The organism is Acinetobacter sp. YWS30-1 (genome assembly GCF_033558715.1).
GTDB lineage: Bacteria > Pseudomonadota > Gammaproteobacteria > Pseudomonadales > Moraxellaceae > Acinetobacter.
The window spans coordinates 1,369,390-1,391,802 of sequence record NZ_CP114606.1; the positions used below are offsets into that span (position 1 = coordinate 1,369,390).

Annotated in this window: 21 protein-coding genes; 8 read left to right on the forward strand and 13 right to left on the reverse strand. The window is 41.6% G+C overall.

The annotated features are described in order from the left end of the window. Positions 1 to 53: 53 nt before the first annotated feature. From O4M77_RS06365 to O4M77_RS06410, 10 genes are all read right to left on the reverse strand, one after another. The gene (locus tag O4M77_RS06365; protein WP_005235248.1) at positions 54 to 929 is read right to left on the reverse strand and encodes a MetQ/NlpA family ABC transporter substrate-binding protein; all 876 of its coding nucleotides are present in this window, start codon (positions 927 to 929) and stop codon (positions 54 to 56) included. A gap of 540 nt (positions 930 to 1,469) precedes the next feature. Then, positions 1,470 to 2,009 (reverse strand): GNAT family N-acetyltransferase, encoded by a 540-nt coding sequence (locus tag O4M77_RS06370; RefSeq protein WP_180130376.1) that lies wholly within the window; start codon positions 2,007 to 2,009, stop codon positions 1,470 to 1,472. 127 nt (positions 2,010 to 2,136) lie between these two features. Continuing rightward, positions 2,137 to 3,420: a phosphoribosylamine--glycine ligase gene (gene purD, locus O4M77_RS06375; protein WP_180130374.1), complete on the reverse strand. Its 1,284-nt coding sequence runs from the start codon at positions 3,418 to 3,420 to the stop codon at positions 2,137 to 2,139. 158 nt (positions 3,421 to 3,578) lie between these two features. Next, a complete protein-coding gene (gene purH / locus O4M77_RS06380; RefSeq protein WP_180068496.1) occupies positions 3,579 to 5,153 on the reverse strand; it encodes a bifunctional phosphoribosylaminoimidazolecarboxamide formyltransferase/IMP cyclohydrolase in 1,575 nt (524 codons plus the stop codon). Positions 5,154 to 5,247: 94 nt separating this feature from the next. Further along, positions 5,248 to 5,517, reverse strand: coding sequence for a DNA-binding transcriptional regulator Fis (gene fis / locus O4M77_RS06385; RefSeq protein WP_001086304.1), 270 nt, complete (start codon positions 5,515 to 5,517; stop codon positions 5,248 to 5,250). A gap of 401 nt (positions 5,518 to 5,918) precedes the next feature. Next, positions 5,919 to 6,779 (reverse strand): DUF3426 domain-containing protein, encoded by an 861-nt coding sequence (locus O4M77_RS06390; protein WP_180130373.1) that lies wholly within the window; start codon positions 6,777 to 6,779, stop codon positions 5,919 to 5,921. 17 nt (positions 6,780 to 6,796) lie between these two features. After that, entirely contained in the window at positions 6,797 to 7,702 is a 906-nt protein-coding gene (prmA, locus tag O4M77_RS06395) for a 50S ribosomal protein L11 methyltransferase (RefSeq protein WP_159122777.1), read from the reverse strand. Between the two features lie 123 nt (positions 7,703 to 7,825). Further along, the gene (locus O4M77_RS06400) at positions 7,826 to 8,725 is read right to left on the reverse strand and encodes a bile acid:sodium symporter family protein (RefSeq protein ID WP_323714030.1); all 900 of its coding nucleotides are present in this window, start codon (positions 8,723 to 8,725) and stop codon (positions 7,826 to 7,828) included. 87 nt (positions 8,726 to 8,812) lie between these two features. Next, positions 8,813 to 9,700: a bile acid:sodium symporter family protein gene (locus O4M77_RS06405; protein ID WP_179992304.1), complete on the reverse strand. Its 888-nt coding sequence runs from the start codon at positions 9,698 to 9,700 to the stop codon at positions 8,813 to 8,815. A 146-nt stretch (positions 9,701 to 9,846) separates the two neighbouring features. Continuing rightward, positions 9,847 to 10,236: a hypothetical protein gene (locus tag O4M77_RS06410; protein ID WP_051065385.1), complete on the reverse strand. Its 390-nt coding sequence runs from the start codon at positions 10,234 to 10,236 to the stop codon at positions 9,847 to 9,849. Between the two features lie 249 nt (positions 10,237 to 10,485). On the opposite strand from O4M77_RS06410, the gene mnmG reads away from it, so the two are divergent. Further along, the gene (mnmG, locus tag O4M77_RS06415) at positions 10,486 to 12,366 is read left to right on the forward strand and encodes a tRNA uridine-5-carboxymethylaminomethyl(34) synthesis enzyme MnmG (protein WP_159122801.1); all 1,881 of its coding nucleotides are present in this window, start codon (positions 10,486 to 10,488) and stop codon (positions 12,364 to 12,366) included. A 42-nt stretch (positions 12,367 to 12,408) separates the two neighbouring features. Here mnmG and O4M77_RS06420 read toward each other — a convergent pair whose 3' ends face one another. Beyond that, positions 12,409 to 13,443, reverse strand: coding sequence for a hypothetical protein (locus O4M77_RS06420; RefSeq protein ID WP_180130371.1), 1,035 nt, complete (start codon positions 13,441 to 13,443; stop codon positions 12,409 to 12,411). 118 nt (positions 13,444 to 13,561) lie between these two features. On the opposite strand from O4M77_RS06420, the gene O4M77_RS06425 reads away from it, so the two are divergent. Then, the gene (locus O4M77_RS06425; protein ID WP_323714031.1) at positions 13,562 to 13,888 is read left to right on the forward strand and encodes a hypothetical protein; all 327 of its coding nucleotides are present in this window, start codon (positions 13,562 to 13,564) and stop codon (positions 13,886 to 13,888) included. A gap of 56 nt (positions 13,889 to 13,944) precedes the next feature. Here O4M77_RS06425 and glnG read toward each other — a convergent pair whose 3' ends face one another. Both glnG and glnL read right to left on the reverse strand, forming a co-directional pair. Next, positions 13,945 to 15,426 (reverse strand): nitrogen regulation protein NR(I), encoded by a 1,482-nt coding sequence (glnG, locus tag O4M77_RS06430; protein ID WP_005235270.1) that lies wholly within the window; start codon positions 15,424 to 15,426, stop codon positions 13,945 to 13,947. Then, positions 15,413 to 16,522 carry a nitrogen regulation protein NR(II) gene (gene glnL / locus O4M77_RS06435; protein ID WP_125278343.1) on the reverse strand — a complete coding sequence of 370 codons (1,110 nt, stop codon included), beginning with the start codon at positions 16,520 to 16,522 and terminating at the stop codon, positions 15,413 to 15,415. Before glnL ends, glnG begins: the two co-directional genes overlap by 14 nt. Before the next feature lie 350 nt (positions 16,523 to 16,872). Here glnL and rimO point away from each other — a divergent pair, with 350 nt between their 5' ends. From rimO to ispC, 6 genes are all read left to right on the forward strand, one after another. Then, positions 16,873 to 18,216 (forward strand): 30S ribosomal protein S12 methylthiotransferase RimO, encoded by a 1,344-nt coding sequence (gene rimO, locus O4M77_RS06440; protein WP_004786172.1) that lies wholly within the window; start codon positions 16,873 to 16,875, stop codon positions 18,214 to 18,216. A 46-nt stretch (positions 18,217 to 18,262) separates the two neighbouring features. Beyond that, positions 18,263 to 18,991 (forward strand): UMP kinase, encoded by a 729-nt coding sequence (gene pyrH / locus O4M77_RS06445; protein ID WP_004786170.1) that lies wholly within the window; start codon positions 18,263 to 18,265, stop codon positions 18,989 to 18,991. A 79-nt stretch (positions 18,992 to 19,070) separates the two neighbouring features. Continuing rightward, positions 19,071 to 19,625, forward strand: coding sequence for a ribosome recycling factor (gene frr, locus O4M77_RS06450; RefSeq protein ID WP_005235283.1), 555 nt, complete (start codon positions 19,071 to 19,073; stop codon positions 19,623 to 19,625). 7 nt (positions 19,626 to 19,632) lie between these two features. Continuing rightward, on the forward strand, positions 19,633 to 20,385 hold the full coding sequence (gene uppS, locus O4M77_RS06455) for a polyprenyl diphosphate synthase (RefSeq protein ID WP_179992307.1): 753 nt from the start codon (positions 19,633 to 19,635) through the stop codon (positions 20,383 to 20,385). A 5-nt stretch (positions 20,386 to 20,390) separates the two neighbouring features. Then, a complete protein-coding gene (locus O4M77_RS06460; protein ID WP_034702638.1) occupies positions 20,391 to 21,215 on the forward strand; it encodes a phosphatidate cytidylyltransferase in 825 nt (274 codons plus the stop codon). After that, the gene (gene ispC / locus O4M77_RS06465) at positions 21,216 to 22,412 is read left to right on the forward strand and encodes a 1-deoxy-D-xylulose-5-phosphate reductoisomerase (RefSeq protein ID WP_180130365.1); all 1,197 of its coding nucleotides are present in this window, start codon (positions 21,216 to 21,218) and stop codon (positions 22,410 to 22,412) included. The last annotated feature ends 1 nt before the right edge of the window (position 22,413 follow it).

Here is a 22,413-nt window from a genome sequence, read left to right on the forward strand (position 1 = left end):
AGAATAAAAAAACAGGCAAGAAATCTTGCCTGTTCTGAATATTGATTATTGTATTACTTTTCTTCGGTTAAATAAGTCACTGGTTTATTTACAGCAACTTTAGTACCACCGAAGTGTTCATCAACATAGGCTTTCACAGCAGGAGTATGATACAACTGGCCAACTTTTTGAAGTACAGGATCATTTTGACGGTCAGCAGCGACAGCTAAAATGTTAACATTCATTTTAGTACTTTGATCAATCGCTTCGTAATAGATCGCATCTTTCAATACGTTCAGACCACCTTCCATTGCCAAAGTATTACCTAGAACAATCGCATCTACTTCATCTTTCACACGGACTGCAGTCGCCATTTGAATTGGCTTGATGACAATCTGTTTCGCATTTTCAGTGATGTCAGCAGGCGTACCTTTTACCAGGTCAAAGTTTGGTTTAAGTTTTACCAGACCCGCAGATTGTAAAAGTAACAATGCACGTGATTCATTCGCGCCATCGTTAGGAATAGCAATTGTCGCACCTTGCTTAAACTCTTCAACTTTTTTCACTTTGCTTGAGTAAATCCCCATTGGCTCAAGATAAGTCGTAGAAAGTGGAGCGATCTTTTGAGTATTGGCGTCGTTATAAGCCACCATATAGGCATAAGACTGGAATGCGTTAACATCAATTTCTTTGTTGGCAACCGCAGTGTTCATCGCAACATAATCAGTGAAGTTTTTCACATCAAGTTTGATGCCGGCTTGTTTAGTTTCAGGCAAAGTTGAAATGTAGCGCCATACGTCAGCATCTGAACCAGTGGATGCCATAGTAACTGTTTGAAGTTCACCTGAGTCTTTGTTTTGTGCTGCGTCCGTTGCAGGCGCTTCTTGTTTTCCGCATGCAGTTAGTGTCAATACAGATGCACTGAGTAAAACGCCAAGTAGCTTTTTCATAAAGATGTCCTAATTCTCGTGTTGCCTAAAGTATATGCATTTTAAGGTCATGTTAAAGTGGAGTTTTATTACACTTTCATCTGACCCTGGATCGATGTCGCATGTGGCTCCGGCAGGGAAAATGCAAATGTACTGCAACAGTTCACGTTAATTCGATCGGGTCAGAGTTCACCAAACCACTATATCGGTTTTCTATTTGGAGAGAGTAAATAGAGATTTTATAAAAGATATAGTCAAATTTGGTGCTCTGAATGGGCGCAATCATAGCAATTATTATTTATTCGATATAGTGGATAAAAACTATCTACTTATCTATTTAGTAGAATATATATTAGATGAAAATGATTAAAATATTAATGAATACAATATATTATTTTTATTGAAGATAAATCAGAATTACATATCGCTTAAAGATTGATCTTTATAAGATTTTATCCAATAGAAATCATAAAAATGAATAAACATAGGTAAATCTACTAGCTCATTGAGCTACTGAAAAATCTTTTTTAATGAATGGTTAAGGAGGATTTAAGTCGACTCTTATTTACTTGAATAATTGCTTTGATTAATTTCATACAATACATGCCAACATAAAGGATGATCCTTAGGCAAGCGTGGATGCTGAAATTCTTGAGTCTTTACCATGCCTATCTTTTTCATCACCGCTTCGGATGGTGTATTGACTGTGGCAGTGAAAGATACAACTTTATTCAAACCTAAAGTATTGAATGCGTAATCCAATACTGCGCGAGCACCTTCAGTGGCATAACCTCGATGCCAATATTTTTTGGCAAGACGCCAGCCAATTTCAACACAGGGTGTAAACTCAAACAGATCAGGCTGCGGTTGCAGGCCAATAAAGCCAATAAATTCTTTAGTCTCTTTTAGCTCAACTGCCCATAAACCCCAACCATACTGATCAATCTGTTTAGTTACTTTTTCAATAAATTGTAGACTTTGTTCAGGTGTCAGTAGGCTGGGAAAATAACGCATAACTTCAGGATTTTGCCCCATAGCAATAAAAGCTGGATAGTCCGATGCTTGCCAAGGTCGAAGGATGAGGCGTTCTGTTTCTAACATTTCTAAAAATGGAGTTTAGTGATCTAGCTATTTATAAAACTATAAAGCCAAGCATGAGTAAAGTTGAAATTCTTCACTATAAAAAAACCCCGCATTCAGCGGGGTTTTTATTTAATCTAAATATAGATTAAGCATTTTCACGCGCAATTGCACGGTAACCAATATCTTTACGGTATTGAACGCCGTCGAATGTTACTTTTTCACAAAGCTCTAATGCTTTCGCTTGTGCTTCACCAATGGTATTACCCAAAGCAGTCACACAAAGTACACGACCGCCAGCAGTGACAATATCACCATTTTCATTGGCTTTGGTGCCTGCATGGAATACTTTGGCATCAGTCATTTCAGTATCTAGACCTGAAATCACATCGCCATTGCTAGAAGTTTCAGGATAGCCTTTAGATGCCAGTACGATACCGACAGTTTTACGCTCATCCCATTCAGCTTCTGCAGGAAGATTGCCTTCAAGACCTGCTTGAACCAAATCTACCAAAGATGATTTTAAGCGCATCATGATCGGTTGAGTTTCTGGATCGCCAAAACGACAGTTGAACTCGATTACTTTTGGTTGACCTTTATCGTCAATCATCAAGCCTGCGTATAAGAAACCTGTGTATACGTGACCATCTTTTTTCATGCCTTCAACAGTCGGACGCATCACTTCATTCATGGTTTTTTCAAATACATCTGCAGTCACCACAGGCGCAGGAGAGTATGCTCCCATACCGCCAGTGTTCGGACCTTGGTCGCCTTCAAAAATACGCTTATGGTCTTGTGAGGTCGCCATTGGCAGGATGTTGTCGCCATCAATCATACAAATGAAAGATGCTTCTTCACCAGCAAGGAATTCTTCAATGACTACACGAGAACCCGCATCACCAAATTTGTTGCCTGCCAGCATGTCATCAATCGCATCAAATGCTTCTTGATTGGTCATGGCAACAATCACGCCTTTACCGGCAGCAAGACCGTCAGCCTTGATTACGATTGGCGCACCATTTTTCTCGACAAATGCTTTAGCCGCATCGACTTCCGTGAACACGTCATAGAAAGCAGTTGGAATGTTGTGGCGTTTTAAGAAGTGCTTCGCAAATGCTTTAGAGCCTTCCAGTTGTGCAGCAAATTGCGTTGGACCCCAAATTTTTACCCCAGCTGCACGGCAAGCATCCACAACACCATTTACAAGCGGTGCTTCTGGACCAACTATAATCAGTTCAACTGCATTATTTTTGGCAAAATCAATAATGGCAGGGTTGTCGAGAATGTCTAAAGCGACATTTTCACATTTATTTTCAGTTGCAGTACCGGCATTACCTGGCGCTACAAAAACTTTTGTAACTTGATCGTCTTGTGCGATTTTCCACGCCAATGCATGCTCACGACCGCCACTACCCAAAACTAAAATGTTCATCTAAAAATCCCTCAAAGAATAGAATCCCTCCCAACCTCCCTTTAAAAAGGGAGGGGTATCGCAAATAAAAACACAGTTCTATGATGCGAAAAGTCCCCCTTTTTACAAAGGGGGATTTAGGGGGATTAATAAATACGACTTCTAATTAATTTAGTTAATTAGTGACGGAAATGGCGCATGCCAGTGAACACCATTGCAATACCAGCTTCGTCAGCTGCAGCAATCGTTTCTTCGTCACGCATAGAACCACCCGGTTGGATAATGCATTTGATACCAGCTTTGGCAGCGTTATCAATACCATCACGGAATGGGAAGAATGCGTCAGACGCCATGACTGCACCTTCAACCACAAGACCTGCATGTTCAGCTTTGATTGCAGCAATACGAGCAGAGTTGACACGGCTCATTTGACCTGCGCCCACACCAATGGTTTGACGATTTTTCGCATAAACAATCGCGTTAGATTTCACGTATTTAGCAACTTTCCAAGCGAAGATCATGTCATCGATTTCTTGTTCAGTTGGAGCGCGTTTAGTCACAACTTTCAGGTCATCTTTAGTGATCATGCCCAAGTCTTGATCTTGAACCAATAAACCACCGTTTACGCGTTTGTAGTCAAGCTGTGGAGCACGTTCGTTAATTGCTGGAAGTTCACCACATACGAGTACACGTACGTTTTTCTTCGCGCCAGTCACTTCAAGTACGCCGTCAGCGATGCTTGGTGCAATGATCACTTCAACGAATTGACGATCCACAATTGCTTGTGCAGTTGCAACGTCTAATTCACGGTTGAATGCAATGATGCCACCGAATGCAGATTCAGGGTCAGTTGCATAAGCAAGATCATAAGCAGCTTTGATGCCGTCTAGAGAAACTGCAACACCACATGGGTTCGCATGTTTTACGATCACGCAAGCAGGTTTCGCAAATGATTTCACACATTCAAGTGCAGCATCAGTATCCGCGATGTTGTTATAAGAAAGTTCTTTACCTTGTAGCTGCTTAGCAGTCGCAACAGAAGCTTCTTTTGCAGCAGGATCTACATAGAAAGCAGCAGACTGATGCGGGTTTTCACCGTAACGTAAGTCTTGAGCTTTGTTTAATTGAGTATTGAAAGTACGTGCAAATTTGTCTGCCTGACCTTCTTCTTTACCTACGCGAGCGCCTAAGTAAGATGCGATCATACCGTCATATTGAGCAGTATGTTCGAATGCTTTAACCGCAAGGTCAAAACGGGTAGCATAAGATAAAGCACCTTCAGCTTTAAGCTCAGCAATTACAGTTGCATAGTCAGCAGCATTTACTACGATACCAACAGACGCGTGGTTTTTCGCAGCAGCACGAACCATTGTTGGACCACCGATGTCGATGTTTTCAATTGCATCAGCTAGTGAACAGTTTGGTTTCGCTACAGTTGCAGCAAATGGATACAGGTTAACAACGACAAGATCGATCGCATCGATGTTGTGTTCAGCCATCACAGCTTCGTCTAGACCACGACGAGCCAGGATGCCACCATGAATTTTCGGATGTAGCGTTTTTACACGGCCGTCCATCATCTCTGGGAAACCAGTGTGCTCCGAAACTTCTACTACAGCAACATTATTGTCTTTCAACAATTTGTATGTACCACCTGTAGATAAAATTTCTACCCCAAGAGCAGCAAGGTCTTGTGCAAATTCCACAATACCGGTTTTATCGGAAACAGAGATTAAAGCGCGTTTAATAGTCATGATCTTCGTCACAGTTACCAAGGAACAGATTAAATCTAAATAGCTAATTAACAGTCAAAAAAAATGCCTGCGGTAGCCGCAAGCATTTTATCATTTATTCACTCATTAAACCGTGAGCTTTTAACTTTTTACGTAAAGTACCGCGGTTTAGTCCGAGAATCTCGGCAGCGCGTGTCTGATTACCACGCGTATATTCTAGAACGACAGATAATAAAGGCTTCTCCATTTCTGCCAGCACCATGTCGTACACCTGAGAAGGTTGCTCGCCTTGCAGTTGTGCAAAGTAGTGGCGAACTGCGCGATCTACGTGAATACGAAGAGCGACATCAGATTGTGCAGTAAAAATAGGAGATTTGCTATTCATGCGAATTAATCCGAAAAATCAAATATCACTTGGGTAAAGCGATATATAAAAGTGGTCTAGAAATTGAAATGAACTCCATTTTAGATCCTAAAACTGGAGTTCTAAAACTTGGTCATTACATTGAGCTTGTAGCTTGCCACATCTCGACGATTTGGTCGAAAAATAAGCGTAACAATAGTTAAAGTTTTGTTACTGACCAAAATCAAAACAAAAAAATCTGCTCGATACGCAATAAGTTTTATAGCGCATTAGGCAAGACTGTATTTGTTGTGAAAAAGTAGCGAGGAGTTTGCAGCACATAGCTTTCGTGGCGCGTATAATACCATTGTCTCGGGAAAAGTGAGCAAGAAAACTGCATTTTTTTTAACTTTTTTTTCGTTTTTTAATAGTTTTTATCAATATTAAGGTCGAATTATTTCCAAACTGTAATTATCGAAGTCTTTACGGTCGACAGGAAGCACAAATTCAAATTTAAATGGGCTGTTTTGGGGAATACGTTGAATCTTAACCAGGCTTTCGATCAGGTATTCCTGAGGTTTTAAATTATAAGTCGCCAAGACTACACCCTGATCTTTAAGGTGAACTCTTAAGTTTGGCATTTCCAGACTGCGCTTGTGGAAATTGATTAGCTCACCACTAAACTGGGTTTTATCTGTGGCAATCGCTTTGGCTTTGACCTTATTGGTATTGATCAGATTGTAATGTTCTTCCAGATTGGAACAGTTGAACACTTCACAGATATTGTTAAAAGCCACACTCATCACATGGCTATTCTTAATATAGTGTGGATTGAACCAGAAGAATTGAAATAAAAGTAAGCCAAATAAGAACAGGTTTAGGCTGGTCCAGCCTAAATAATAAAGCGGGCCTTTATTGTGCTGTTTATCAGCCTGATCATCCCAGTTCATGCTAGGCAGTACTGCAATCGGTTCAGTACTGAAATAATTCAGGTTGTTCAGATAGGTCTTCAGATCAATATTGGAGTTTTCAACTTTTTCATCAAAGATGTTCAGTAAATAGTGCTGATCTGAAGAATTAGCTGAAGAAGTAGATTCAGCGAGGCTTCTATTAATATAAGAAACATGACTTGGCGTATGAGTAAGGGCGACCGAATTCTGTGCTTCGGTCACCAGATGCGATAAAGCATTAAAGGTCGTACTACATTTTGGGCAGCAAACCATGCCTTGGGCAATGGTTAATTGCGCAACCGTAACTTTATAGGTTGTAGAGCAGGTCGGGCAGTGGGTTCGCTTGTCACTCATAAATGTTTATAGACTCTTTAATTCTTATGGCGTTTCCCCGAGATACGGCACCAGTGTTCATCGCGTTTTTCTACTTCTAATATATCAAAATGTTTTGAGTAAATGCTAGTAACATCAGCAACTTGCTCTTCAATAACACCTGCGAGTGCGAACTCTGCCTCAGGTTTGACCAATTCTGCGAACTCAGGCTCAAGCATCATGAGTGGGCCAGCCAGAATATTGGCAACAAACACATCTGCTTTCTGCTCGCCAAGCTCTGTGTTGAACTCTTCCGGTAAACCAACATAAAGTCGATCCAATACGCCATTCAGTTCAGCATTCTGTTTGGTGGCTAAAACAGCTTGTGGGTCAATATCAGTTGCATAGGCATATTTGGCACCGAGTAACAGGGCCGCGACAGCCAGAATACCTGAACCACAGCCATAATCGATCACGATCTTGTCTTTTACATCGGTTTTGCCCAGCCATTGCAGGCAAAGGAAAGTAGATGCATGGTTACCTGTACCAAAAGCCAAACCTGGATCAAGCTTGATATTCACTGCATCTGCTTCAGGCGCTTGCATCCATTCTGGAACAATCCAGAATTTTTCAGAAATCTGGATTGGCTCGTAGGCATCCATCCAGGTACGTTCCCAAGCTTGATCTTCCAGGAATTCATGGCGGATCGGTGCTTCAGGTAGTTGTGCGCGAATAAAGGTTTCCAATGCAGCTACATCGATTTCTTCTTCGTCATCTTCCTGAGCATAGATGCCAGTCACGATCACTTTATTCCAGAGCGGTGTTTCTCCTGGAAGTGGTTCCAGTAAATCCTGGTTTTCAGCATCATCCAGAGTGACACTTACGGCGCCCAGTGAGCTAAGTAATGTTTCAGTAAAATCTACCTGAGCTTGATCAACTGTAATATGAATTTGTAACCACTTCACAGAAATAACCTTTATACATTTTTTCAAAAAGCTATTGTAACGGAAGTTCGGCTTGAAGGTGTGATCTTCTTGAGACGGAGTCAAATAAAAAGGATGCTTTCGCATCCTTTTTATGAAAACCGGTTAAAACGCATTTTCCTGAGTGGGAGAAATGCTAGGACGTGCAGTTACTGGAGCAAAGCGATTCAGTAATAATCCAAAAATAGCCGCGAAGATATACATGAAGATGGAATAGACCGCAGCAGGCATGGCAACCACAGTGCTGGACATGACAGTAAGTGCAATGGTCATGGCGAGTGTACTGTTATGAATACCGATCTCGAAAGCGCTGGCACGTGCCTGAGCAGAATTGATGTTCATTAGTCGTGGAACAAAATAGCCAATCATTAAGCTGAAGAGACAGAACAGGGCGATTGCTAAACCTACCTGAGTCAGATATTCGGCAATATTGGCGCGTTCACTATAAATTGCTCCGGCAATAATCAGCACCAGAAAGAGGACTGCAAAAATGCGAAGAGGCTTATTCAGCTTTACAGTGAGTGCTGGGGCATAATGACGAATCAACATACCAATCGCGACCGGTATAATAATGATACCAAACACTTGTAGGATCTTTCCGAACTGCAAGCTGATCTGCTGACTGTCCTGCATAAAATGCATGATCGAGAAATTCATGATTAAAGGCAAGGTAAATGCAGCAACCACCGAATTGATCGCAGTCAAGGTAATATTGAGGGCTAGATCGCCTTTAAACAGATAGCTGAACAGATTTGCGGTACTGCCACCTGGCGATGCGGCCAGCAACATCAGACCAACAGCGAGTAAAGGTGGTAAAGTCAGAACTTTACATAGAATGAAAGCAATGCTTACCAGTAGAATTAATTGACAAAACAAGGCAACCAGCACTGCTTTAGGGTGCTGGCTTACCCGGGCAAAATCTTTGAGCGTGAGTTCGAGTCCTAATCCCACCATGATGATGGCGAGTGCGAGGGGGAGGAATATTGTTATGATGCCAGAGTCCATCTGCATGCTCCTTATAGAAATTTATTTTAATAGTTTTAAATTTTCTATAAAAAGCATACAGCTTAAGCAGGCATTTGACTTAGGAAGTTACAAATCTGATAAACGACTCTTGCCACTATAGCTAAGCTTTTGCTGACTAATCATAAAACCAAAAATACCGGCAAAAACGTACATGACAATTGAATAAATACCCGCAGGGATGGCAATGGTGACATTATTGAGGACAGAAATCGCAATCGTCATTGATACAGTTGTGTTGTGAATGCCGACTTCAAAGGTACAGGCGCGTGCCATCTTGTCTGGGATATCCATTAATAAAGGCAGGCAATAACCGAGAAACAGGCTGGAAAAACATAATATGGAAGTAGCAATCCCGATACTGGCAAAATATTCGATGATGTTAAAGCGCTCTTGGAAAATGGCATAAATCAAGAGCATGCTTAAAAAAGCGATAGATAGAAACCGCATTGGCATATGTACAATATCTGAAAGCTTTGGAAATTTTGCCCGAATCAGCATGCCGATCACAACCGGAATAATTGTAATCAGAAAAACCTGGGCCATTTTTTCAAGCGGTAAGCCGATGCCGGTATCCTGTCCTATAAAATAGTACAGGGACAGGTTCATAATAAAAGGTAAGGTGAAAATAGAAATAATCGTATTGATGGCGGTTAACGTGATATTAAGCGCCACATCACCTTTATAAAGATAGCTCAGCAGATTGGCAGTGGCACCTCCTGGAGAGGCAGCTAGCAGCATCATGCCTACAGCAAGCAATGGTGGCAGATCCAGTACCAGACAGATTAAAAAGGTTAAACCGGTTAAAATGACCAGTTGTGAGAATAAGACAATAAAAATCACCTTGGGATAACGACTAACATGCAGAAAATCCTTGACTGTTAACTGTAGTCCTAACCCCATCATCGTAATTGCCAAAGTAATCGGCAAAAACAAACTAAAAAACCCCGAATCCATGAAGTTTCCTTTTTATTATTCATTTTTTAGGTATGTTTTGAGTTTAGCGTAGATGAATAAATAAGCAATATAAAAACGGGTAAAATTTATGCATTTTACCCGTTAAGTTTCTGATTAAAAATATATTTAATCAGCTATATAGTGATTTACATCCCTGATTGAGATGGGGTTTGAGGCTGAGTTTGCATTTGTGACTGTGGACGTGGAGGGGTAAAGCCTAATGCACATTTACCATTGACCTGAGTGCCATTAATGGTTGCTGAAGTTTTGCCGCCTGAACTACAAGATGTATAAAGTTCAGGTTCATCGCCTTTGATATTGGTTGATGAGGAAGGGAAGAACTGTTGCTGACAGGTACCATTCCAGATAATGCCGCGGTAAGCAAAACTTACAGGAGCGCCCTCTGATTTACCTTTACAAACTTGCTGGTATTTTTGGGCATTATAAACCTTCTCGACTTTATCATTTGCTGAGGCTGCAAATGGAGCGAAACATAGACCGCAGAGCGCTGTTGCTAGGAAAATATTCTTATTCATCATGTATACCTTTGTTTGTAATGTGACCACTTTATAGATTAAAAACTAATCAATATTAAACAATATGAGTCGGGTAACTTTTTGAGTTTAGATGTTTAATTTATATAGTAAGTATGCAAAGTTTAATTACATTGCTTTATTGGCTGGCAGAGTAAATTCCGAAGGATAAATTCAAGTGATTTTGTCAACTTTGGAAGGAAGTTTGCTATAATGTTCAGCTATCCTTTTTCTATCTCTCTATTTACCACTATGCACTATCCTAAAGTATACGATGTCATTGTTATCGGTGGCGGTCACGCAGGTACGGAAGCAGCACTGGCTGCAGCACGTATGGGTCGACAGACATTACTCTTAACTCATAACATTGAGACTTTAGGGCAGATGAGCTGTAACCCGGCCATTGGCGGGATCGGTAAATCACATTTAGTGCGTGAAATTGATGCCTTGGGCGGTGCGATGGCGCTGGCTGCCGATAAAGGCGGTATTCAATTCCGTATTCTGAATTCACGTAAAGGTGCAGCAGTACGTGCAACTCGTGCGCAGGCTGACCGTGTTCGTTATAAAGCAGCGATTCGTGAGACTTTAGAAAATCAAGCGAATCTGGATATCTTTCAGCAAGCAGCAGATGACCTGATTGTTGAAGGCGATACTGTTAAAGGTGTCGTGACCCAAATGGGTATTCGCTTTGATGCGAAAACTGTGGTGCTAACTGCAGGTACATTCTTAGGTGGTGTGATTCACATTGGCTTAAACAATGCTTCAGGCGGTCGTGCTGGCGATCCTCCTTCAATTTCATTGGCACATCGTTTACGTGAGTTAAACTTACCTGTAGGTCGTTTAAAAACAGGTACACCGCCACGTATTGATGCACGTTCAGTCGACTTCTCTGTCATGACACCGCAGCCGGGTGATTTCCCGTCTCCAACCATGTCATTTATGGGTGATGTGTCTATGCACCCTGAACAGGTGAACTGCTACATCACGCATACCAATGAACGTACCCATGAGATCATTCGTGGCGGTTTAGACCGTTCACCGATGTACACTGGTGTGATTGAAGGTGTAGGTCCACGTTACTGTCCATCAATTGAAGATAAAATTCATAAATTTGCTGATAAAGATTCACACCAAGTATTCCTTGAGCCTGAAGGCCTGGATACACATGAGCTTTATCCAAACGGTATTTCAACTTCTTTACCATTTGATGTTCAGTTTGAATTGGTGCGTTCAATCCGTGGTATGGAGAATGCACACATTCTTCGTCCAGGTTATGCAATCGAATACGATTATTTCAACCCTCAAGCATTAAAGTTCACTTTGGAAACAAAAGCGATCAATAACCTGTACTTTGCTGGTCAAATCAATGGTACAACCGGTTATGAAGAAGCGGGCGCACAAGGCTTGCTTGCAGGCTTGAACGCTGCACGTCGTGCATGGGATCAAGAACAATGGACACCAAAACGTGATGAAGCATACATGGGCGTACTGGTTGATGACCTAATTACTTTAGGTACTAAAGAACCGTATCGTATGTTCACTTCACGTGCGGAATACCGTTTGATGTTGCGTGAAGATAATGCGGATCAGCGTTTAACACCAATCGGTCGTGAAATGGGTCTGGTTGATGACGAACGTTGGGCAGCTTACTGTGAAAAAATGGAAGCTGTAGAGAAAGAAACAGGTCGTCTACAACATCTTTGGGCTGCACCAAACAACCCAATGGGTAAAAAATTCGTTGAGATGACAGGTGCGGATCTTTCTAAAGAATGTTCTGCAATTGATTTGTTAAAACGTCCAAACATCACCTTCGCTCAAATTGCAGAGCTCACAGGTTCTGAAGTTTCACCACAAGTGGGTGATCAAATTGAGATTGCGGTGAAATACGAAGGTTATATCAACCGTCAGCATCAAGACGTTGCACAAATGAAACGTTTAGAGGAAACCAAGATTCCTGCTGATTTTGACTATGATGTTGTTTCAGGTCTTTCTCGTGAAATTACATTGAAGTTAAAAGATATTCGTCCTGAAACACTGGCTCAAGCAAGCCGTATTCCGGGTGTAACACCAGCAGCCGTTCAATTGGTGATGATTACGATTCGTAAGAATGCCCAAGCGAAAAAATCTGCTTAAGATTTTGAATTAAAGAAGCCCGCAATCTGCGGGCTTCTTTGTTTAAGTATTTTCTATTTTTACATAATGGTATGAGATTGGAATTTTTAAATATTTTTCTAATGATTTAAGAAATCTTTTCTCATTAATGTGAACTGGATCATTAACGTCAAAAATAGATACGATATTCATTTCTTTGACATTTTGATATTGTAAGGTGAAAGAGTATTCCAATAATTGTCCTATGGATTGACGTATGGCGTCACGTAAATTTCGGGCAATTTTGATTTCATAAAGTATAAAACTTTTTGATTCATCTTGAATTGCAATATCTACACGAGTGTTATTGTTCAAAAAATATTCTGAAAATATTTGATCTTTTTTGAAATTTAACTTTAAATCTTTAATTAATAAATTATGCACTATAGAGTGTATTTTTTGGAAGTTGGCGGCTTCTATGGTATAAGTTTTTCTATAAAAATTCTCTTTTTGATTTGGATTATTCGCATCCAATATATTATTTTCTATATCATTAGGTAATGTAGTGAAGTTTAAAAAATTATAATAGTTCGATGTTACAGCAGGATTTTTGTGATCAAAACTTAGTGGTTCCTCTAGAAGATTTACGTCTTTTAATTTATATCTAATGTTAAAAAATTGTTCAGCATAAATATCTAATAGTTGGAAGTAATCGATTCCTAAATTTTTTAATTGGTCAAATCTTTCATTTATCCATCCATTTTTTTCATAAATGGCATAAATTTCTTTTGATTTTGAGGTGTTAACAAGTTCTACTTGATTAATCGTACCTATCCACCATCTTTGATTATACTTTTTTTGATTTTCAATAGTGTAAAGGGATAGGGTAAAAATAGGATCTATAGTGTTTGATATACGACCTGCTGAGGCAGCTGGAATGTATCCATAAATATAGCCATCGATAACCTTGGATAAATCAAAATTCCATTCTTCAAATCCAAAACCGTATATGTTTTCGAAGGAGTTTATATCTTTTGACTTTCCAGTAATTCCGGAAGGGGCAGTCCAATGATTTGAATTCCAACAAATTCGAGCGACTTTATGGGGTAATTTTTTCATCTAATAAATACTTATAATTATGTCTCGAAATTTATACCAAGAAATTTGAAAAATTAGTACACTTTTAAGATATTTATCTATTATAGAATCTTGATAGTACATTTATGAAAAAATTAAGATGCTTTACCAATTGATCGAAATCGACATCCAAGCCACTGACAATATCGCTTGCCCACATTGCCATCAAGAAATTATTAACTGGCAAGAAGAACAGTATGTTCAACCCTGTGAACATACCTTATTTATTGCCATGGATATCGGTTTTGAATACATCACCGATGAATTTGAGCAAACTATGCGAAAAACAGTGGATGAACTGCATGCCAATGATGACATTGTCAACATGTTCGAAGAAATCACCACAAGTACTTATCCAAATTATCTGATTTTAAAGTCTGATTTGGGTGCAGCAGGTTATTCACGTTATATTGGTTTAACAGTGTAAGAATCTAATTATTATATATAAGCAATAAAAAAGCACCCAAGGGTGCTTTTTTAATTTCAGGCCTGGCCTTCGACTTCTTCTACTTCATCGTCATCTGCACTGTCCATGCCGAGCTCTTTCAGCTTACGGGTGAGGGTATTACGTCCCCAACCTAAAAGCTCCGCAGCATGACGCTTACGACCACGGGTTTGTTGTAGTGCAGCATTGATGAGTGTGCGTTCAAACATTGGTGTAGCCACATCTAACAGCTTCATTTCACCGTTTTTCAGTTTCTGGATTGCCCATTGACCCAGTAACTCATCCCAATGATGCGGTGCAATTTGATTCAGGTTTGGAATTGGAGCACCCGGATCTTGTTGCTGAATTGGAATCTGTTTTAATTCAGGTGGGAGATCTTCAGGGTAAACTTCACGACCGGTAATCATCACTGTGAGCCAGCGACAAGTATTTTCAAGTTGACGTACGTTACCTTGCCAAGGCAGCTTCTGCATATATTCCTGAGTTTCAGGACGCAAGATTTTAGGATTAACGCCTAATTCTTTACCTGCACGCGCCAGGAAGTGCTGCGCCAACATCGGAATATCTTCAGAGCGATGTGCCAGTTTAGGTATATGAATACGAATCACGTTTAGACGGTGATACAAGTCTTCACGGAAGCGACCATCATGTACCAGCTTTTCCAGGTCCTGATGCGTTGCAGCCACAATACGTACATCAACTTTAACCGGAATGTGACCACCAACACGATAGAATTCCCCATCAGCTAGGACACGTAACAAACGAGTTTGTGTTTCAAATGGCATGTCACCAATTTCATCCAGGAACAGCGTACCGCCGTTGGCCTGTTCAAAACGGCCTTGACGTTGCGTATTTGCACCGGTAAAAGCACCTTTTTCATGACCAAATAATTCAGTCTCTATCAGGTCTTTTGGAATAGCCGCCATGTTCAGTGCAATAAACGGTTTATTGCTACGCGGTGAATGGCGGTGTAGGGCATGCGCTACCAGTTCTTTACCTGTACCGGATTCACCATTAATCAGCACGGTAATGTGTGATTGAGACAAACGACCAATGGCACGGAAGACTTCCTGCATGGCAGGCGATTCACCAATGATCTCAGTCGATTGAATGGTTGGTGCAGATTTGGCAGATTCTTGCTGCTGTAATTTGGTGATATGTAAAATCGCACGATTGACCAGTGCCAATGCTTCATCAATATCAAATGGTTTTGGCAGGTATTCAAAAGCACCTGTTTGATAACTGGATACAGCAGATTCCAGATCCGAATGCGCCGTCATAATAATAACCGGCAAATCAGGATTGGTATTTTTCACCTTGCCTAAAAAGGTCAGACCATCAATACCTGGCATACGGATATCGGTTAGGATCACATCAGGTGCATCTACGCCCAACTGATCAAGTGCTGACTGGGCTTCTTCAAAACTAGTAACGTCGAAACCTTCTTCTTTAAATGTTTTTTCTAGTACCCAACGCATGGCACGATCGTCATCAATCACCCATATTTTATTTCGCGACATGATCTGACTCCCAAGGTAAAAATAAGCTAAATACGGTTTTTCCTGGAACTGACTGGCATTCAATCATTCCGTTATGTTGATGCATAATATTTTGAGCAATGCTGAGACCTAGTCCGGTACCTTTGGCACGGCTGGTCACAAGCGGGTAGAACACGGCTTCGATAATATCGTCTGGAACACCAGGGCCATTATCTTCAATGTCGATTCGAACCACAGATCGGTGAATCACACCACTAATGGTATAAAGACGCTGAATCCGGGTTCTTAAAATAAGTTCCGGTTGATGCTCGACAAAGAAATCCTTGTTTTCTGTCATCGCCTGAACGGCATTCACGCAGATATTTAGCATGACCTGAATCAGCTGATCGCGATCTGCCAGAACTTCCGGCAGGGACAGGTCATAGTCCCGGGTAATTTTAATTTTCTTTTTAGTCTGGTTCACAATCAGTGAACGGACGCGTTCTAAAGGCTCATGCACATTAACCATTTCATAGCTTGGTAACTGGCGTGAACCGAGCATGCTATCTGCCAGATTTCTCAGGCGATCCACTTCACTAATAATAATGTCAGTGAACTCTTTATATTTTGGATCTTCAAGGCTACGTGCCAGAAGCTGGGTTGCACCACGAATGCCACCAAGTGGATTTTTGATTTCATGTGCCACGCCACGAATTAATTGGCGCGCAACTTGATGCTGCTGGATATAGTTTTCTTCACGTGAGATTTTCAGCATACGGTCACGCTGATTCAGCTCGATCAACAATAAAGGATGATTTGGCTTGCCCGCATTGAGCAGGGAAACCGTATAGTCCACATGAATGTCTTTAAAGTTAACGATGATTGTCGCCTCACGGCGAGTATAAGGTTGGCCAGTATGCAGCGTGTTATAGAGTGATTCTTCAGTATTGAATTCATCTGTCGGCGCTTGCAGTATATTTAATACCGGCGTGCCTGATGCGCGTAACAGGCTGACATCAAACATAGCCTCGCAGGCTGTATTTAAGTAATAAATATTCAGATGACTATCAACCAGCATAATGGCAGTGGTCAGGTTGTCCACCAAAAGGCGATAGTCGATGGAAAGAGGCTGATCCATTAGCGGTGGTTTTCCTGTATTAAAATGGCGCAATGGCATCTTCATAAAGCAAAATAACAATTTCAAAGTTCAGATTTGAGGCAAAATAAGCAAGATGCACGCCAACTTTAGAACTCTTGTTAAAATTTTGCTGAAAAATGCACGAAATCTGACAGGGATGCCCAATCAAACTCAGGTATAACGGATTAAATTGAGGCTGTAAACCTAAAATGATTCATTTTGGTGCATAAGCTTTTATATTGAATATTTTATGGCGTTATTTTAGTGCGTGATGCAAAGAGTGGCCATTTCAACTATTTTTATGATGCGAAAAGACATACAATACGCGCATTCTAGTGGAGCGCAGATTCATGAAGTCCCCCAAAGTCGGTTTTGTATCTTTAGGTTGTCCTAAGGCATTGGTAGATTCTGAACGAATTTTAACTCAGTTAAAGACTGAAGGTTATGATGTCGCATCGGATTATGACGGTGCTGATTTAGTAGTAGTAAATACCTGTGGTTTTATTGAATCTGCAGTACAAGAGTCTTTAGATGCCATCGGTGAAGCGATGAGCGCGAATGGTCGTGTAATCGTAACAGGTTGTCTAGGAAAAGACGAAGATAAAATTCGCCAAATGCACCCGAACGTCCTGAAAGTGACAGGTGCAGCGGCCTATGAAGAAGTGATGGATGCGGTACATGAATATGTTCCTGAGCCGCCAAAACACAATCCATTTATTGATTTAGTTCCTGAGCAAGGCATTCGTCTTACTCCGAAACACTATGCGTACTTGAAAATATCAGAAGGCTGTAACCACCGTTGTACCTTCTGCATCATTCCAAGTATGCGTGGTGATCTGGTTTCCCGTCCAGTTGGTTCTGTGCTTGAAGAAGCTGCAGCACTGAAACGTTCAGGTGTCAAAGAAGTACTCGTGATCTCCCAAGATACTTCTGCTTATGGTGTCGACACCAAATACAAACTGGACTTCTGGAACGGCCAGCCAGTTAAAACCAAATTCTATGACATGTGTGAAGCATTGGGTCAATTGGGCATCTGGGTGCGTCTGCACTATGTTTATCCATATCCACACGTAGATGCCGTGATCGATTTGATGGCTCAAGGCAAAATCCTGCCTTATCTGGATATTCCATTCCAGCATGCCAGCCCAAGAATCCTGAAACTGATGAAACGTCCAGCGCACAGTGAAAATACACTGGAGCGTTTAAAAGTATGGCGTGAGAAATGTCCTGACCTAGTCATCCGTTCTACATTTGTGGTGGGTTTCCCGGGCGAAACGGAAGAAGATTTCCAGATGCTTCTGGACTGGCTGAAAGAAGCACAGCTAGATCGTGTGGGCTGTTTTACTTATTCACCAGTTGAAGGTGCGACAGCGAATGATCTTCCAGACCATGTGCCGGAAGAGATCAAGCAAGAACGTTATGAACGTTTCATGCAGGTTCAGCAGGAAATTTCAGCAGCGAAGCTACAAAAACGTATTGGCCAGAAAATGACTGTGCTAGTCGATGATCTAGAAGAAGAATTCCCGGTTGCTGTAGCACGCTCATATGCGGATGCGCCTGAAATTGATGGTAATGTTTTTGTTGAAGATATCGACAAAAGTGTGATTAAGGCAGGGGATTTGCTTGAAGTCGAAATCACTGATGCAGATGAATATGATTTATTTGCTAAGCTGATCTCAATCAAGTCTGCTTAAGATTTTGAATTAAAAGAATTTAGATTAAATAATTTGGAGTTTTATGATGTTGGATTCTAAAAAGCCACGATTTGGTCGCATCCTGCTAAAGCTATCTGGTGAAGCACTGGCAGGGAACAAAGACATGGGTATCGATGCACAAGTGCTCGATCAGATGTCACTTTCTATTGCGCATCTCGTGGGTTTGGGTGTACAAGTCGGTATCGTCGTGGGCGGTGGTAACCTGTACCGTGGTAGCCAGTTGCAAAAAGATGGTCTGGTAGGTCGTGTAACCGGTGACCAGATGGGTATGCTGGCAACTGTCATGAACGGTCTGGCATTACGTGATGCTTTGGTACGCCGTAATATCAAAACCCGTTTGATGTCTGCATTACCGATTGGTGCAGTGGTTGAATCTTATTCTAGCCGTGATGCGATTCGTCATCTGACTCAAGGTGAAGTGTGCGTATTTGTAGCGGGTACAGGTAATCCGTTCTTTACTACGGATACAGCAGCTTGTTTGCGTGGTATCGAGATTGAATCTGACCTGATCCTGAAAGCTACTAAGGTTGATGGTGTTTACAACAAAGATCCAAGCAAATACGAAGATGCCGTGAAATACGACACATTGACATTTGATCAGGTGTTGGACGAGAAGTTGGGCGTCATGGATTTAACTGCGATCTGCTTATGTCGTGACCACAATGTGCCACTTCAAGTATTTGACATGAACAAATCTGGCGCATTGCTTTCAGTGGTGATGGGTGAAAAAGAAGGAACTCACGTCACCAATTAATGACGTGAGCTACAAAGCCCTTTATACTACCTCCTAATTTAGTAAATACATCTTTTAAGAATTAAGTAAGGAAGATCATATGATTAACGATCTTAAAAAAGACGCAGAAGAGCGTATGAACAAGTCTCTTGACTCGTTAGAACATGGTTTCGCTAAAGTTCGTACCGGACGTGCGCATCCATCAATTTTGAACGGCGTCATGGTTCCTTACTACGGCTCTGATGTGCCATTGAATCAGGTTGCAAACGTAGGCGTGGAAGATTCACGTACATTGCTGGTTCAACCATTTGAACGTTCAATGGTTGCTGCGATTGATAAGGCGATCCGTGAGTCTGATCTTGGTTTGAACCCGATTACTGCTGACGCGATCCGTGTACCAATGGCCGCATTGACTGAAGAAACTCGTCGTGACATGCAGAAAGTTGCACGTAACGAAGCTGAAAATGCCAAAGTTGCGATCCGTAACATCCGTCGTGATGTATTGGGTGACATCAAAGCATTGTTGAAAGAAAAAGAAATTTCTGAAGATGATGAACGTCGTGCATCTGACGAAATTCAGAAAATCACAGACAAATTTGTTGCTGAAGTTGACAAGCGCTTGGCTGCGAAAGAAGCTGAATTGATGAAGGTCTAATTCATCAATGACCGCTTCTGAAGAAAATTCCCGTCTTCCAAAACATGTTGCCATCATCATGGATGGCAACAATCGTTTTGCCAAAAAAAATCAGATGCAGAAAGGCGATGGACACCGTGAAGGAAAAACGGTTCTAGACCCGATTGTTGAACATTGTAGAAAAAGAAATATCCAGGCTTTAACGGTCTTTGCATTCTCCAGCGAAAACTGGAACCGTCCCCAATATGAGGTCGACTTACTCATGAAGTTGTTGGAAGACACGATTCATGAACAGTTGCCACGTATGCAAAAATTTAATATTGCTTTACGTTTTATTGGTGATCGGTCGCGTTTATCTCCTGAACTGCAAGCATTGATGTTGCAAGCAGAACAAAGGACTGCTAATTTCGATAGTATGACGCTTACTATTGCAATCAGCTATGGTGGAATGTGGGACATGGCACAAGCTGCAAAGCAGATTGCTGCGGATGTTTTAACAAATAAATTAGATCTTGAAGCAATTGATACTGATGTGTTCGGTCAATATGTCAGTTTGAGTGACTTGCCGCCTGTTGATCTGCTGATTCGTACCGGTGGAGATTTCCGCCTGTCCAATTTCCTGCTCTGGCAGGCAGCATATGCAGAGCTGTATTTTACTGAGACCTTATGGCCAGAATTTACCGTAGAGGAATTCGATGACGCACTTGCTGTATTTGGCGGGCGCGAACGTCGTTTCGGTAAAACATCAGAGCAGATTCTTCAAGAAAGACTTGAGAATTAATACACATGTTTGAGCGGATTATAACCGCATTGGTGCTGGTTGCAGTCGTACTGAGCTGTATGTTTGCGACCAAATCACAATATCCAATGTTCGCATTGATGGTTGTGGCTGCCGGGGTGGCAGGCTATGAGTGGTTTAAACTCATGCCACGAAAATGTAAAAATGTAATCAAGCCAGTGGCGTGGGGCTATGGTCTGTTGACTGCAGCCTTATCTGCACTGGCTTTATACTATTGGGATGTGGCTTTATTATTATGGTCTGCATCTATCCTGACCTGGTTGCTGAGTATCTACTGGGTTAAAACCTATCCTGATTATGATGGCTGGTACAATGTCAGCTTGCACGGCATCGGGATTGTACTGGTTTCTGCTGCTGTTACAGCAATCTTCTCGGTTTGGCTAAACTCCCCATGGTGGTTGATGTACCTGTTTCTGCTGGTATGGGGTGCAGACAGTGGCGCTTACTTTGTTGGACGCAAATTCGGCAAGAAAAAACTCGCACCAAATGTCAGCCCAAACAAGTCGGTAGAAGGTCTATACGGCGGTATTCTTACCTCCATGCTCATCGTGGTTGTCGTCGCTTCACTTTATCTGGATATGACCTGGCCAGAGCTATGTCTGTTCCTGATCCTTTCTGTTATTACCGTGTTTAGTTCAGTGCTAGGTGACTTGTTTGAATCCATGATCAAGCGTCGTGCTGGAATCAAGGATTCGGGCCGTATTTTGCCGGGTCATGGTGGTGTACTAGATCGTATTGATTCTTTGCTTGCTGCAGCTCCTATCTTTGCAACAGGCATATATGTTTTAAAACTTATTGGCGTAGATTTATAAATGTCACAAGCTGTTTGTATACTGGGTGCTACAGGTTCAATTGGTCAAAGTACTTTAAAAATTTTGCAGCAACATCCTGAAGCTTACTCGGTTTTCGCTGTGACAGCGCAAAGTCGTATTACTGAGCTGGCAGAAATCTGTCAGCAGTATCGTCCTAAAGTGGCGGTAGTACCTGCAAATAAAGTCGATGAACTTTCTCAGTTGCTACAAGTGCAGGGCTTATCAGATATCGAAATTCTTCAGAACGAAGCGGGCTTAATTTCAGTCGCAGAGCATGCGGATGTTGATATCGTGATGGCAGCAATTGTCGGGGCGGCAGGTCTGCTTTCTACATTGGCTGCAGTCAAAGCGGGTAAGCGTGTCCTATTGGCCAATAAAGAAGCCTTGGTCATGTCTGGTGACATCATGATGCAAGCCGCGCGAGATTATGGTGCACTCTTGTTGCCAGTCGACTCTGAACATAATGCTATTTTCCAGTGCCTGCCTCAAAACTACTTTGATGCCGAACGCAATGGTCAACCTAAGCTCGGTGTTCATCAGATTTTACTGACTGCTTCTGGCGGTCCATTCCTGAACTATTCTCTTGAACAATTGCATGATGTGACACCTGCCCAAGCCTGCAAACATCCAAACTGGTCAATGGGGCAAAAGATTTCCGTAGATTCAGCTACTTTAATGAATAAAGGGCTGGAACTTATCGAAGCGTGTCATTTGTTTGCAGTTCAAGAACAATTTGTTACAGTTGTTGTGCATCCACAGAGTATTATTCATTCCATGGTGCAATATGTGGACGGGTCGACATTGGCACAAATGGGTAACCCGGATATGGGCACGCCAATTGCACATGCTTTGGCATGGCCACAACGGATCAGTACCCATATCCCGGCTCTGGATTTGTTTAAGCATTCACAACTGAATTTTCAGGAACCGGATGTGGTTCGTTTTCCGGCACTGAAATTAGCGCGTCAAGCCATGAAGAGTGGTGGAATTGCGCCTACAATTTTGAATGCGGCCAATGAAATTGCAGTTGCTGCATTTTTAAATCAGCAAATCAGATTTACCCAAATTCCTCAGGTGGTTGAAACTGTCCTGAACCAGATGGACAATCAACCAGCACACGATCTGGATACTATCCTGCATGCAGATCACACAGCACGAGGTTTATCACAGCAATATGTTGTGAATAAAGGAAGTTAAG